Here is a 13907-nt window from a genome sequence, read left to right on the forward strand (position 1 = left end):
TGCTCAGTGGGCGGCCCGGACCGCCCGCAGCGTCCGGGCCACCTCGTCGGGCGGGGCGCCCAGGTCGTACCGGCCGAAGAGGTGCAGCGAGTCCCCGGCGTCGATCTCCAGGGTCTCGGTGGACAACCCGAGCCGGGCCCGCCGGTCCACCGTGATCGCCTCGACGGCCGGCCAGGGCAGGTGCCGCCGGCCGGCGTACCCGCGGATGACGGTGACCCCCGCCGGGTCGGCGGCGAGGCGGACCGGGGCGAGCAGGTCGCGTAGCGCCCAGCCGAGCAGGCCGGCGGCGGCCGCCACGGTCAGCGCCAGCTGGACCCGGTCGTCGGAGAGCAGCAGGCCGAGCGCGACCAGCAGGACCGCGCCGACCAGCTTCACCACCGGCAGGGCTGGCGGCACCCGCCACTGGTGGGCCGGGGACGATGGAGGCTGCACGGGTCCAGCATGCCAGCCGGCCGGGGCCGGCTCCCGGGGGCGGACGACACCGGCCCGCGGAGGACGTAGTATCGACGGCAGCCAGGTTACCGGGGAGTAGACATGAGTGACGCAGTCATCGTCGGCGCGATACGCACCCCGGTCGGGCGGCGCAAGGGCAGCCTGGCCACGGTGCACCCGGTCGACCTCTCGGCGCACGTGCTGCGCGCCCTCGCCGAGCGCACCGGCATCGAGCCCGGCCAGGTCGACGACGTGGTCTGGGGCTGCGTCTCCCAGGTCGGCGAGCAGTCCTGGAACATCGCCCGCAACGGCGTGCTCGCCGCCGGCTGGCCCGAGTCGGTCCCCGGCACCACGCTGGACCGGCAGTGCGGGTCCAGCCAGCAGGCGCTGCACTTCGCCGCCGCGGCGGTCGCCTCCGGCCAGGCCGACCTGGTGGTCGCCGGCGGCGTCGAGTCAATGACCCGGGTGCCGATGGGTTCCAGCGTGGCCGGCGGGATGCCGTTCAGCGACCAGCTCCGGGACCGCTACCGGGGTGTGGAGGGCTTCGCCGACGACGAGCCGCTGCCGTTCAACCAGGGCGTGGGCGCCGAGCTGATCGCCGCGCGCTGGCGCTTCTCCCGTACCCAGCTCGACGAGTTCGCCCTGGCCAGCCACGAGAAGGCGGCCGTCGCGCAGGACGCTGGCGCGTTCGACCCCGAGCTGGCCCCGGTGCCGCTCGCCGACGGCGGCAAGTTCGCCGCCGACGAGGGCATCCGCCGGGACACCTCGCTGGAGCAGCTCGGCGAGCTGAAGACCCCGTTCCGCGCCGATGGCGTGGTCACCGCCGGGTCCGCGTCGCAGATCTCCGACGGCGCGGCTGCGCTCGCCGTCACCACCAGCGAGTGGGCCAGCCGGCACGGCCTGCGGCCGCTGGCCCGCGTCCACACCGCCGTGGTCGCCGCCGACGACCCGGTCACCATGCTCACCGCGCCGATCCCGGCCACCGCGAAGGCGCTGCGCCGCGCGGGGCTGGGCATCGAGGAGATCGGGGTGTACGAGGTGAACGAGGCGTTCGCCCCAGTGCCGCTGGCCTGGCTGGCGGAGACCGAGGCGGACCCGGAGCGGCTCAACCCGCGCGGCGGTGCGATCGCCCTCGGCCACCCGCTCGGCGCCAGCGGCGCGCGGATCATGACCACCATGCTCCAGCACATGCGGGACAACGGCATCCGGTACGGCCTGCAGACCATGTGCGAGGGCGGCGGCATGGCCAACGCCACCATCGTCGAGCTGCTCTGACGGCGTCCGTCACACCGGGCGCGGCGGCCCGCCCCGGCCTCCCTGCCGGTTCGCCGAGCCGGATCTGAGGCCGAAGGTCCGAAATGGACGCCGACGGGGTGGACAGGCCGGCGGCGGCCCGGCAGGATTCCCCCGGTCGGTGTTGAGCGCGTGTCCACGCCCGCTCCGCCGTCCGACGACCTTCCACCAGAACGGGGAATTCGTGACGATCACCTCCACTCCGACGGGCCTGCGTCGTGCCGCCCGTCGGATGCTCACCGCCGCCGTGGCCGGGATGCTTCTCGCGACCGCGGCGGTCACCGCCCCGAGCACGCCGGCGCACGCCGCCGGTTACACCGGACCGCACCCGGGCACCTTCACCGGGCTGGGCTTCGACACCTGCGCCGCGCCGTCGGACGCCCAGATGACGGCCTGGCTCCAGTCGCCGTACCGGGCGGTCGGCGTCTACATCGGCGGGGTCAACCGGGGCTGCGCGCAGGCCAACCTCACCCGCGCGTGGGTGGCGAGCCAGCAGGCCAAGGGCTGGCGGCTCTTCCCGCTCTACGTCGGCCTGCAGGCGCCCTGCACGACGTACCTGCGGCGGATCGACCCGGCGCAGGCGGCGGCCCAGGGGCGGGCGGCGGCCGACGACGCCGTGACCAATGCCCGCAACCTCGGCCTCGCCCCGAAGAGCACCATCATCCTGGACATCGAGCACTACGACCCGGGCAACGCCACCTGCTCGGCCGCGGTCGTCTCGTTCGTGGGCGCGTGGAGCGCCCGCCTGCACGACCAGGGTTACCTGTCCGGCCTCTACACCAACACGGCCTCTGCCGGCCTCGGGGACCACGTGGCCGCGTACGGGAAGTCGGGGTACGTCCGCCCGGACATCCTGGACTTCGCCAACTGGGACGGCGTGAAGACGGTCTCCGATCCCACCATCCCGGCTACCTACTGGGCGCCGAAGCGGCGGATGAAGCAGTACCAGGGTGACCACTACGAGACCTGGGGCGGCGTCAAAATCAACATCGACAGCAACTACCTCGACCTGGAGCTGCCGGGTCGGCACCAGGCGGCGGTACTGACGCCGACCCGGCCCGCCACCCGGTAGGTACGGCCCGGTTCGGTCCACTTGACCCGCTGACCGGAGTCGTTCTCGCGTCCGTCCGCCCGATGTCGCACAGGCGGTGCGACGGGGTGGCGTGGAACTTCCAAAAGTTGGTAGTGACCCACGTCACCCCCGGGTCGCGGCTCGTTGGGCTGGTCATGGACGTCTTCTCCCGAACGTTCCTCCCCGCCGCCGCCGAGACCGGCCTGGCGGTCCAGACCGTGGGTCGGCACCTGCCGATCTTCCGGCAGTGCGTCGGCTCCGGCGACGCCACCATCCTGGTCGCCTGGTGCGGCCGCCCCGACCGGCCGGTGGCCGGCGAATACCTCCTCCTGCTGACCCACCGCCGGATGGTGGTCACCCAGCAGACCCGGGTGCTGCACCGGCTCCGCCTGCACCTCAACACCGAGCTGCGCGAGCTGAGCAACGTCACCTGGAGCCCCGACCCGCGCTCCCAGTCGGTCGAGCTGGCCGCCACCGCGATCGACGGCGTCCGCGAGCGGTTCGTCATCCACACCCAGCACCCGAAGCAGGTGTGGCAGTTCGACACGCTGCTCAACCACGCGTTCCGCACCCGGCTGCGTGCGCCGAAGGAGCGGGTCGTCGCCACCATCGGCGAGGCGTCCGCCACCGCCGGTGACCCGGTGCTGCGCCCCGTATCGGCCCGCTGACCGCATCCTTACCTGACCCGAACACGGCCGTACGTCGCCGGTGACCGCCGGTCGGTCATCATGGGCCGGTGACCGTCGACGCCCCGCAGCGCGGACTCGTCCTCGTGGTGGAGGACGAGCCGGCCATCGCCGACCTGGTCCGGCTCTACCTGGGCCGTGAGGGCTTCGTCGTACACCTGGAACGGGACGGCACGGCGGGCCTGGCCGCCGCCCGCCGGCTGCGCCCGGTGGCCTGCGTGCTGGACATCGCGCTGCCCGGCCTGGCCGGCACCGAGGTCTGCCGCCGGCTGCGGGAGGCCGGCGACTGGACACCGGTCATCTTCCTCACCGCCCGCGACGACGAGGTCGACCGGATCGTCGGGCTGGAACTCGGCGCGGACGACTACGTCACCAAGCCGTTCAGCCCCCGCGAACTCGTCGCCCGGGTCCGCGCGGTGCTGCGCCGCACAGCCGGCGCGCCCGAGGGGGTGGAGCGCCCCCGGACGGTCGGCGCGGTCACCCTCGACCCGGCCCGCCGCACGGTCACCGCAGGCGGCGCCCCGGTCCAGCTCACCTCCACCGAGTTCGACCTGCTCGCCCACCTGATGGCCCGGCCGGGCCGGGTCTTCACCCGGGAGGAGCTGCTGGCCGGGGTCTGGGGGTACGCGGCGCACGCCGGCACCCGCACCGTCGACGTGCACGTGGCGCAGGTCCGGGCCAAGCTCGGCGCGGCCAGCGTGATCCGCACCCACCGCGGCGTCGGGTACGCGGCCGATGGCTGACCCCGGCCCGCAGCGCCCCGCCCGGGGTCACGAGCCCACCGTCGCGTTGCCGGTGCTCGGCCCCCGGCCGGCCCCCGCACCCCCGCGCCGCCGGTTCACCGGCACCCTCACCGCCCGCGCGGTCCTGGTCACCTGCGCGGTGGCGCTGGTCTCCGTGCTGGTCACCGCCCTGGTCGCGGTCCCCCTGGCGGTACGCGGCGCGGAGCGCCGCGATCAGGAGGCGCTCGCCGCCCAGGCCCGCCTCGCCGCCGACGTGCTGCGGGTACGCCCCCTGCGGCAGCGGGACGCCGCCGGCGACCGGCTCGTCCGCCAGCTCCGCCAGCAGGAGATCGAGGTGTACGTCCTCCGCGCCGGTACGGTCGACCGCCCCGGGCTGCCCCGGCAGGTGGTGAACCGGATCTCCGCCGGCAAGGACGTCTCCGGCCGCCGTCTCGTCGACGGCCGGCGGGCCCTGATCGAGGGGCGGGCCCTGCCCGGCGGGGACGGGCTGGTGCTGACCCGGGCCACCACCAGCGGCCCCTGGCGGGGAGTGCTGGGCAGTCTCTGGCTGCCGCTGCTCGCCGGGCTCGCCGCCGGGGCCGCCGCCGGGCTGTTCCTCGCCCGCCGGCTGGCCCGGCCGATCCGGCACGCCGCCGACGCCGCCGCCCGGCTGCGCGCCGGTGACCGGGCGGTACGCGTCCCGGTGGAGCCGCCGGACGAGGTCGCCGACCTGGCGTACGCGCTGAACGGGCTGGCCGCCGCGCTGGCCACCAGCGAGGGGCGGCAACGGGAGTTCCTGCTCTCCGTCTCGCACGAGCTGCGTACCCCGCTGACGGCGATCCGGGGTTGGGCCGAGGCGCTGGCCGACGGGGTGATCGGCGCGGACGAGGCGCCCGGCACCGGGCGGACCATGCTCGCCGAGGCGGAGCACCTGGACCGGCTGGTCAGCGACCTGCTGGCGCTGGCCCGGTTGGAGGCGGCGGACTTTCCGCTGGAACCGGTCCCGGTCGACCTCACCCGGCTGGCCGTCGACGCCGAGCGCACCTGGTCGGACCGCTGCGCGGCGCTCGGGGTGCCGTTCCGGCTGGAGGCGCCGGAGACGCCCGTGCCGGCGTACACCGATCCGGGGCGGATCCGGCAGGTGCTGGACGGGCTGCTGGAGAACGCGCTGCGGGTCGTACCCCCGGGGGCGCCGGTGGTGCTCGCGGTCCGGCCGGCCGGCGCGGAGCCGGCGGCCGGTGGGGTGGTGGAGGTCCGCGACGGCGGACCCGGTTTCACCGATGACGACCTGGCGGTGGTCTTCGAGCGCGGGGCGCTGCACCAGCGCTACCGGGGGGTGCGCAAGGTGGGCAGCGGCCTGGGGCTGGCGCTCGCCGCCGGCCTGGTCCGCCGGCTCGGCGGGGAGATCGTCGCCGGGCACGCCGCGGAGGGTGGGGCGGCGTTCACCGTCCGGCTGCCCGCCCATCCTTACCTGACCCGAACATCGGCCTGACGCGGCGCCCACCCGGCGGCGAGACGCTGACGGCACCACGGACGAGAGGGAGTGTCATGGCACGTCAGGGATTCGCCATCGCCACCACGTCGCTGCTCGCGGCGGTCGCGCTGGGCGTCGCCGGTTGCGGCCCGGCCCAGGTCGCCGACGGTACGGCGCAGCAGGCCGCGGTCGAGGTCGCCGCGGCGATGGGCGTGGAGGGTCAGGCGCTCGCCGCCATGGGGTTCGACCCCGCCGAGCTGGAGCCGGTGGCCGCCCCCGCGCCGTCGGCCTCCGGATCGGCCGAGCCGGAGGCCGGCCCGAAGGGCAAGCGCGGTGAGCGGGCCGAGGAGTGGCGCAAGCGCCGCCAGGCCCGGGTGCTGCTGCGGAAGAACACCCTGCACGGCGAGGCCGTCGTGCAGACCAAGGATGGCGGCACGAAGACCGTGGTCGTGCAGCGCGGTGAGGTCACCGCGATCGACGGTGACTCGGTGACCGTGAAGTCCACCGACGGGTTCACCCTGACCTGGAGCTTCGGCGACAAGCTCCGGGTGGTCGAGCGGCGCGCGACGATCCGGTCGAGTGACATCAAGGTCGGCACGAAGATCGGTATCGCGGGCGCCAAGGACGGAGACAAGGCGGTCGCCCGGTTGATCGTCGTGCCGTTGAAGCAACAGTAGGCCGGTCACCCCGGACCGGAGCCGGCGCAGGCGACCGCGCCGGCTCCGCGCGCTGTCAGCGAGCCGGGCTCAGCGGGACGGCGGCAGGGCGTAGCCGACGTAGCCGCGGAACTCCACCGTCCAGCCGGCCGGCACCAGTTTGGTGCACGCCGGACGGCTGCCGGTGCAGACGATCGCGTCCACCGACGCCGGGTCAGCCGGCGGCCGATCGGGCAGCACCGACTGCAACGCCACCAGATCCGGCGAGCGGCCCTGCTCGTCACGCAGCAGCAGCCACCACGGGTACTCCCAGTTGTCGTTCTGCTGCACCAGGCCGATCCGGCGGGCGTCGCTCGCCCGCACCGCCGTGGCGGCCCAGCGGAACTCCTCGGCCCACTGCGGTCGGCGCACGAACCGGGTGTCCCACTCGGAGGTGGTGAAGACCGAGCCGGCGCCGACCAGCCGGCGCGGGAAGCCGTACGACAGGGCCAGCACGCCGGCCAGCGCGGACGCGGCCAGCACGGTCACCACCAGCCCGGCGGCCACCGACCGGCGCCCGGGCAGGAGCCGCCGCCGCAACAGCGCGTCCAGCCAGAGCCCGGCCAGCGGTACGGCGGCCACCAGCGCGTAGAGCAGCAGCCGGTTCCCCCAGGGCTGCCACTTGATCGTCGCGGTGTGCAGCCCGACGGCCACCACCACCGCGACCGCGTACGCCCGCAGCGCCGCCGGCCCGGTCGGGCTGATCCGGGCCGGCCGGGCCAGCGCGAACACCGCGCCCAGCAGCGCCAGCGAGCCGGCCAGCGGGAACGCCACCCGATCCTCGTCCGGGTACCAGGCCGGCACCGGGAACACCTCCCGGCCGAAGGTGATCGCCCGGTCCTGCGGGTCGACGCCGATCGCCCGTGCGCCGTCCGTGATCGCCCCGGCGGTGCCGGCGCGCAGCGGCGCGAGCGGGGTGTCGAACGCGGTGTGGCCGATCCGCAGCGTGTTGACCAGGATCGAGGCCGGGTCGTGCCGTTCCATCGGGATGGACTCGCGCAGCCGGGGCGGGCCGAGTGGGTGGCCGAACTCGACGGTCACCCGGGCCAGGAACGGGCCCACCACCGCCGCCGCGACCAGCAGCACCAGCAGCGACCCGCCGACGGTCCGCGCCACCCCGGCCCCAGGCCGGCCGATGCCCTCCCCGGCGGACCCTGCCGGACCGGCCGACGCCGGGCGGAATGCCAGCCGGAGCTGGGCGATCCCCCAGAGCACCAGCAGCGGTCCGGCCGCGAGCAACCCGCTGGTCTTGGTCAGCGCGGTCAGGCCGGTGGCCGCGCCGAGGGCCAGCAGGCTCCCGGTGTCCGCGCGCCGGCGCAGCCCGTCCAGTGCCAGCGTGCCGGCGCACCCGGCCCAGGCGGCGGCCACCAGGTCGGTCTGGGTGCTGGTCGCCTGGAGGGCCACCATCGGCGTGGTGGCGAGCAGGAACGCGGTGAGCAGCTGGGCCCGCCGCCCGCCGCCGAGCTGCGCGACGACCCGGGTGGCCACCACCAGGCACCCCAGCGCGGCGGCCCATTGCACCAGGTTGTGCAGCGCGTCGCCGCCGGTGAGCAGGCGCAGGTGCAGCAGCAGGTACTCCGCGCCGGGCGGGATGGTCACCTGCCGGTGGATCGCGGTGGGCCAGAAGTCGAGGCTGCCCTGGGCGACCCAGTGCTCCACCTTCGGCAGGTGGTAGGTCTGCGAGTCGAAGTTGTTGGGCTCGGCGAGCAGTGCGATGAGCAACTCCACCAGCACCAGCCCGCCGACCGTGCCGGCCAGCAGCCGCTCGCCCCGGCTCGCCGTACGCCGGAAGTCCACCAGCCGGGCCCGCCAGCCGTCCAGGGCCGACGCGGGGCCGCCCAGCGTGGACGCCGCCCCCGGCTCCGCAGCGCCGGACGGCCCGGCGGGGGAGACCGGCGTGGTGGCAGGGCCGGCGCCGGACGCCGGAGCGCCGGTCGTGGCCCCGACGAGCGTGCTGGCCCGGGCGGCGGGCGCGGCGGACGCGACCAGGTCGCGACGCTGCCGCCAGCGGGCCGCGGCCACGGTGGCGACGAGGAAGAGCAGCCAGGCCACGGCGACGGCCGGCAGGGTGAGCGCGCCCAGCGCGCCGAGCAGTTCCACGGTGAGTACGGCGAAGACGCCGGTCACCAGCGCGGCGCGGACCACGGCCAGCCGCAGCGGCGCGACCGCGTCCGGGCGGCGGGGCCACAGCGCCGACGTGAGCACCACGAACGCGGCGACGGGCGCCACTACGACCATCCAGCCGGCTGCCGACATGGGCGGAAGTTAACACCATGTTCCTGGAGGGTGGGTGCCCGGCGTCCGTGGTGGCGGCCTCCCTGCGACTGGGCTGCCAGGCTACGCTAGGGCCGACTTACTGCCACCACCGTGGAGATCCCCGTGAAGCTCTCGATCCTCATGCCGGTCTACAACGAGGAAGAACGCATCGCGGATGCCCTCAAGCAGGCATTGGCGGTCGATTACCCGTGTGAGATCGAGCTGGTTGTGGTCGACGACGGCAGCCGGGACGGCACCGGTGAGATCCTCGGCCGGGCCGACGACGCGCGGCTGCGGGTCATCACCCACCAGCGCAACGCGGGTAAGGGCGCGGCCATCAAGACGGCGGTCGACAACGCCGAGGGTGAGTACATGGTCATCCTCGACGCCGACCTGGAGTACGACCCGCAGGACATCCCGCGCCTGCTCGACCCGGTCCTCGACGGCCGCGCCGCGGTGGTCTACGGCAATCGCACCTTCGGCAGCCACAGCGCCTACAGCTTCTGGTACGTGATGGGCAACAAAGGCGTCACGATGGCCGCGAACGTGCTGTTCAACTCCTACATCGGCGACCTGGAGACCTGCTTCAAGCTGATGCCGGTCGAGCTCTACCGCTCGCTCGACGTCCGCTCCCGCGGCTTCGGCATGGAGGCGGAGGTGACCGGCAAGCTGCTGCGCCGCCGCATCCGCCCGTACGAGGTGCCGATCAGCTACCGCGCGCGGGGCCGCGAGGAGGGCAAGAAGATCACCTGGAAGGACGGCGTCGAGGCGCTCTGGATCCTCGGCCGGGAGCGCGCCCGCCGCCGTCCCGCCGGCTCAGCCCAGCGCTGACGGCGTCCGCAGGAAGCCGCCGACCGAGCGGCGCAGGCCGTCGGCGTCCAGCCCGTGCCAGCGGATGTGGTCCTCCGCCGTGCCGTAACGCCGCAGCTCCGACCGGTCGACGCCGAGGCTGAGCAGCCGGTGCGGGCGGTCGGCGAGCGCCTCCGACACCACCCGGGCCGAGGTGCCGGCCAGGTAGGGCTCGACCAGGATCACCTCCGTGCCGGCCAGCGCCCGCAGCCCGGCCAGGTCGAACGGTCGCGGCCGGTGGGTGTAGGCCACCGTCACCGGCAGGTCGGCCACCGCCGCGAGCGCCGCGTCCAGCACCGGGCCGACCGCCACCAGCAGCGCCGCGCCAGGCCCGGCATCCCGCACCACCCGCAGCTCACCGTTCCCGCCGTACGGGCGGGTGTTCTGCTGCGTCGACAGCCGCAGGTACGCCGACGCCCGCCCGCACACCACGCCGCGCAGCAGTCCGGGCACCTCGTCCGGGTGGCCGGGCACGTGCACGGTCCAGCCGTGCAGCGTGTCGAGCAGGCTGACGTCCGCCGGGCTGAGGTGCGTCCGGCCCGCCGCCGCCCGGTCGTACGACGCCCCGACGCTGACCAGCACCGCGCCGACCCCCTGGTGGTCGAGGTCCAGCTTGATCTGCTCGTACGCCCGCTCGATGAGGAACGGGGCGTAGCTGTGCACGATCGGGCGCTGCCCGGTCAACGCGAGCCCACCGGCCACGCCCACCATCAACTGCTCCCGGATGCCGACGTTCACCACCCGGTCCGGATACCGGAGCGCGGCCGGGCCGAACGCGGCGGCCGAGATGTCCGCCAGCACGATGGTGGTACGCGGATCGTCCAGCAGTTCGGTCGCGCTGGCGACGAAGGTGTCCCGCATGCTCTCACTCCCCGTTCTCGACGACCGCGACGACGACGTGCGGCCGGTGCTGGTCCTGCCCGGTGAGGGCGGCGTGCAGGGCGTCGTGGTGGCGCCCGTCGACGGTGGCGGCGGTCCACCCGTTGACGGTGAACCGGCTGGCCACCCCGCCCGGCCAGCCGTGGCTGGCGGACCGGTTGTCCAGCACGATCGCGGTCAGGTTGGCCAGCCCGGTCGCCCCGGCGTACGCGATCGCCTCGTGGTTGGAACCCTCGTCCAGTTCGGCGTCGCCGAGCAGCACGTACACCCGGGGGTCAGCGAGGCCCCGGGCGTGCAGCCCGAGCGCGGTGCCCACGCCCAGCCCGAGGCCGTGGCCGAGCGAGCCGGAGCCGATCTCCACGCCCGGGACCAGCAGCCGGTCCGGGTGGTCGCCGAGACGGCTGTCCGGGCCGCCCTGGTCGTCGAGCCAGTCGGCCGGGACGAAGCCCTTCGCGGCGAGCACGGCGTAGTAGCCGGCCACGGCGTGGCCCTTGGAGAGCAGGAAGCGGTCCCGCTCCGGGTCGTCGACGGTGTCCGGGGTGATCCGCAGGATGCGGTCGTACAGCACCCAGAGCACGTCGACGGTCGAGTACACGTTGGGGCCGAACTCGCGCCCGGCGCGCAGCCGTTCCAGCGGCGCGGCGACCGGCCCCGGCACGGGTGGGGCGGTGGCGGTGGTGGTGGTCATGCGGCTAGCCTGCAAGTTGAAGCCAACTTCAACTCAAGGCGACTGATGCACGAATCACTCACCATCGGGCAGCTCTCCACCCGCAGCGGCGTGGCCCCGTCCGCGCTGCGCTACTACGAGCGGCTCGGCCTGATCCGCGCCGAACGCACCGGCGGCAACCAGCGCCGCTACCCGCGCGCCGAGCTGCGCCGGGTGGCGTTCGTCCGGATCTCCCAGCAGGTCGGCATCTCGCTGGAGGAGATCCGCGAGGCGCTGGACTCGCTGCCCGCCTCCCGCACCCCCACCCCCGACGACTGGGCCGCCCTGTCCCAGGTGTGGCGGGAGCGGTTGGACGAGAAGATCCGGCTGCTCGGCAAGCTCCGCGACGACCTGGACGGCTGCATCGGCTGCGGCTGCCTGTCGTTGCAGCGCTGCACCCTCTACAACCCGGGCGACTCGCTCGCCGGCGAGGGGCCCGGCGCCCGGCTGGTGCTGCCCCGCCCCGCGAACCGGGACGGCACCGTCACGACGTCGTGAGCAGCACCTTGCCCACGTGCTCGTTCGACTCCACCAGCCGGTGCGCCTCCGCCGCCTCGGTCATCGGCAGCCGCCGGTCCACGATCGGCCGGACCGCGCCGGAGGACACCAGCGGCCAGACCTGCTCCCGGACGCCCCGCACGATCTCCGCCTTGTCGTCGAGCGGGCGGGAGCGCAGCGCGGTGGCGGCCACCGAGGCCCGCTTGGCCAGCAGCGCGCCGAGGTCCAGCTCGGCCTTGCGGCCGCCCTGCATGCCGATCACCACCAGCCGGCCGCCGTCGGCCAGCGCCGCCACGTTGCGGCCCAGATAGGAGGCGCCCATGATGTCGAGGATGACGTCCGCGCCGTGGCCGTCGGTGACCCGGCGGACCTCCTCGACGAAGTCCTGCTCCCGGTAGTCGATGGTGTGCGCGGCGCCCAGCTCCCGCAGCCGGCCGTGCTTCGCCGAGCGGGCGGTCACCACCACGGTCGCGCCGAGCGCCACCCCGAGCTGGACGGCGAAGGTGCCGATCCCGCTGCCGCCGCCATGCACCAGCAGCGTCTCGCCCCGGCCGAGCCGGGCCAGCCGCACCACGTTCGACCAGACCGTGCAGGCCACCTCCGGCAGCGCCGCCGCGTCGACCAGGTCGACGCCGGCCGGCACCGGCAGCAGCTGCCCGGCCGGCACGGCCACCCGCTCCGCGTACCCGCCACCGGCCAGCAGCGCGCAGACCTCCTGGCCCACCGCCCACGCGGTCACGTCGCGGCCGGTCGAGCTGATCACCCCGGAGCACTCCAGACCCGGGTACGCGGGCGCGCCCGGCGGCGGCGGGTAGTGCCCCTGCCGTTGCAGCAGGTCGGCCCGGTTCACCGCGCTGGCCCGCACGTCGACGACCACCTCGCCCGGGCCGGGCTCCGGGTCGGGCACCTCCGCCCAGACGAGTGCCTCGGGTCCGCCGGGTTCCGGGATCGTGATCGCGCGCATGGCCCAGTCTTACCCGATCCGCCCCTCGGTCCACGCCCGGGCCACGATCTCGTCCACCGTCTGCGCCGGGGTCTGGTCTGAGGTGTCCAGCCAGAGCCCGACCCGGGGCGTGTCGGCCCGGAACCCGGCGTCGAAGTCGGCGATCGGCCAGTCGCCGTACCCCGTCTTGGGTCGCGCCCGCTCGCGGGCGGCGACCACCTCGGGGCGCGGGGCGAGCACGACCACCAGCAGCGGCCGGTGCCGGATCCGCTCGACCATCGCCGGCAGCTCCGGCCCGACGACCACGTCCTGGAGCACGACGCTGAAGCCGGCTTCGACGTACCCGTCGGCGGCCCGCGCGGCGAGGTCGTAGCGCAGCCGGAGCTGGCGCCACGCCTCCTCGGAGGGCTCCGCGGTCATTTCCGCCCGGCCGTTGACCACCATCCGCCGGAAGAGGTCACCGCGCAGGTGCACCGAGCGGGACAGCCGCCGGGCCAGCTCATCAGCCACTGTGGACTTGCCGGCCGCCATGATCCCGGTGATCAGCACGATCGTCGGTGTCTCCCACATCAGGGCATCCTCTCAACAGGGGGTGGGAGGCCGGTTCCCCCGTGCGGCGTCCGTGGCAGACTAGGCACCGGCCGGGCACCCGAGGGTGACGGTCCGGGAGGGTTCGCCTAGTGGCCGATGGCGCTGGTCTTGAAAACCGGTAAGGGCAGCGATGTCCTTCGTGGGTTCGAATCCCACACCCTCCGCCCCGAACAGCAGAAACGCCCCCTGACCAGCGCAAACGCCGGTCAGGGGGCGTGCTCATGGATGGCGAGCCTGTCTCACTTCGTCCCGCTCGGGGCCGCCGCGTCTCACTGGTCGTGTCGTTTACGTGTCGGCGTTCCCCGGCGCTCCTTCGGCCGTGTCCGGCTCCTCGGTGCCCAACGCTCCCTCGATGCGCTTCCGCGCGGCCTCGTCCTGTCCGTCGATGCACGAGCCGTCGACCGGCAGGTTCAGCCGGTCGTAGCATTTGATCTTGGGGGTTCGGTGGGACAGGATCTTCCGCCGTGCGTGTGATGTTGACCTTGGGCTGATGGTGAAGAGATATCCCGCGGCTTGGCCGAGGGCCTGGAGTACAAGCAGATCGGTGTCCTGATCGGCCGGGACCCGTCGGTGGTCTCGCGGTACCCCGCCCGGCACGGCGGCCGGGCGGGGTACCGGGCCGCGACGGCTGACACGGCGGCGGGGGTGGCGCGACGGCGGGGCGAAGACGTGGGCGGTCGAGCGGGTGCCGGGTCTGCGGTGGGGTGGTGGTGGTGGGGGGGGGTGTCTCTATGGTCTTTGTCAACCGGTAACGGCGAGGTTTTCGGGGTTTTTGGTGCTGGGTTGCTGGTAGGGCTGCTTGTCACGGAGC

General features: G+C 74.5%; 14 protein-coding genes and 1 tRNA gene. 9 read left to right on the forward strand and 6 right to left on the reverse strand.

The window, feature by feature from the left end:
• Positions 1 to 3: 3 nt before the first annotated feature.
• Positions 4 to 432 (reverse strand): PH domain-containing protein, encoded by a 429-nt coding sequence (locus ABZ807_RS28520; RefSeq protein ID WP_357164528.1) that lies wholly within the window; start codon positions 430 to 432, stop codon positions 4 to 6.
• 102 nt (positions 433 to 534) lie between these two features.
• Here ABZ807_RS28520 and ABZ807_RS28525 point away from each other — a divergent pair, with 102 nt between their 5' ends.
• The 6 genes from ABZ807_RS28525 (at position 535) to ABZ807_RS28550 (ending at position 6356) form a co-directional block, all read left to right on the forward strand.
• Positions 535 to 1707 carry an acetyl-CoA C-acyltransferase gene (locus tag ABZ807_RS28525; RefSeq protein ID WP_357164531.1) on the forward strand — a complete coding sequence of 391 codons (1173 nt, stop codon included), beginning with the start codon at positions 535 to 537 and terminating at the stop codon, positions 1705 to 1707.
• Between the two features lie 202 nt (positions 1708 to 1909).
• Entirely contained in the window at positions 1910 to 2797 is an 888-nt protein-coding gene (locus ABZ807_RS28530; RefSeq protein ID WP_357164534.1) for a DUF1906 domain-containing protein, read from the forward strand.
• Between the two features lie 155 nt (positions 2798 to 2952).
• The gene (locus ABZ807_RS28535) at positions 2953 to 3465 is read left to right on the forward strand and encodes a hypothetical protein (RefSeq protein ID WP_357164571.1); all 513 of its coding nucleotides are present in this window, start codon (positions 2953 to 2955) and stop codon (positions 3463 to 3465) included.
• A 68-nt stretch (positions 3466 to 3533) separates the two neighbouring features.
• Complete coding sequence (locus tag ABZ807_RS28540; RefSeq protein WP_357164537.1) at positions 3534 to 4226, forward strand: response regulator transcription factor; 693 nt, start codon at positions 3534 to 3536, stop codon at positions 4224 to 4226.
• Positions 4219 to 5697: a HAMP domain-containing sensor histidine kinase gene (locus tag ABZ807_RS28545; protein WP_357164539.1), complete on the forward strand. Its 1479-nt coding sequence runs from the start codon at positions 4219 to 4221 to the stop codon at positions 5695 to 5697. The genes ABZ807_RS28540 and ABZ807_RS28545 overlap by 8 nt, the downstream gene beginning before the upstream one ends.
• A gap of 56 nt (positions 5698 to 5753) precedes the next feature.
• A complete protein-coding gene (locus ABZ807_RS28550) occupies positions 5754 to 6356 on the forward strand; it encodes a hypothetical protein (RefSeq protein WP_357164541.1) in 603 nt (200 codons plus the stop codon).
• A 69-nt stretch (positions 6357 to 6425) separates the two neighbouring features.
• On the opposite strand, the gene ABZ807_RS28555 is transcribed toward ABZ807_RS28550, so the two are convergent.
• A complete protein-coding gene (locus ABZ807_RS28555; protein WP_357164544.1) occupies positions 6426 to 8630 on the reverse strand; it encodes a hypothetical protein in 2205 nt (734 codons plus the stop codon).
• Positions 8631 to 8753: 123 nt separating this feature from the next.
• Here ABZ807_RS28555 and ABZ807_RS28560 point away from each other — a divergent pair, with 123 nt between their 5' ends.
• Positions 8754 to 9461 carry a glycosyltransferase family 2 protein gene (locus ABZ807_RS28560; protein ID WP_357164547.1) on the forward strand — a complete coding sequence of 236 codons (708 nt, stop codon included), beginning with the start codon at positions 8754 to 8756 and terminating at the stop codon, positions 9459 to 9461.
• On the opposite strand, the gene ABZ807_RS28565 is transcribed toward ABZ807_RS28560, so the two are convergent.
• Both ABZ807_RS28565 and ABZ807_RS28570 read right to left on the reverse strand, forming a co-directional pair.
• Entirely contained in the window at positions 9447 to 10340 is an 894-nt protein-coding gene (locus ABZ807_RS28565; RefSeq protein ID WP_357164550.1) for a transketolase, read from the reverse strand. The two genes, ABZ807_RS28560 and ABZ807_RS28565, sit on opposite strands and share 15 nt — an antisense overlap.
• 4 nt (positions 10341 to 10344) lie before the next feature.
• The gene (locus tag ABZ807_RS28570) at positions 10345 to 11046 is read right to left on the reverse strand and encodes a transketolase (protein ID WP_357164553.1); all 702 of its coding nucleotides are present in this window, start codon (positions 11044 to 11046) and stop codon (positions 10345 to 10347) included.
• Positions 11047 to 11091: 45 nt separating this feature from the next.
• Here ABZ807_RS28570 and soxR point away from each other — a divergent pair, with 45 nt between their 5' ends.
• Positions 11092 to 11562: a redox-sensitive transcriptional activator SoxR gene (soxR, locus tag ABZ807_RS28575; RefSeq protein WP_357164556.1), complete on the forward strand. Its 471-nt coding sequence runs from the start codon at positions 11092 to 11094 to the stop codon at positions 11560 to 11562.
• Here soxR and ABZ807_RS28580 read toward each other — a convergent pair.
• Both ABZ807_RS28580 and ABZ807_RS28585 read right to left on the reverse strand, forming a co-directional pair.
• The gene (locus ABZ807_RS28580) at positions 11549 to 12526 is read right to left on the reverse strand and encodes an NAD(P)H-quinone oxidoreductase (RefSeq protein WP_357164559.1); all 978 of its coding nucleotides are present in this window, start codon (positions 12524 to 12526) and stop codon (positions 11549 to 11551) included. The two genes, soxR and ABZ807_RS28580, sit on opposite strands and share 14 nt — an antisense overlap.
• Positions 12527 to 12535: 9 nt before the next feature.
• Positions 12536 to 13075, reverse strand: a complete 540-nt coding sequence (locus ABZ807_RS28585) for an AAA family ATPase (RefSeq protein WP_357164562.1) — start codon at positions 13073 to 13075, stop codon at positions 12536 to 12538.
• Positions 13076 to 13171: 96 nt separating this feature from the next.
• Here ABZ807_RS28585 and ABZ807_RS28590 point away from each other — a divergent pair.
• Positions 13172 to 13260, forward strand: a tRNA-Ser gene (locus ABZ807_RS28590).
• Positions 13261 to 13907: the final 647 nt, after the last annotated feature.

It is taken from the genome of Micromonospora sp. NPDC047548, from assembly GCF_040642975.1.
In the GTDB taxonomy this organism is placed as follows: domain Bacteria; phylum Actinomycetota; class Actinomycetes; order Mycobacteriales; family Micromonosporaceae; genus Micromonospora.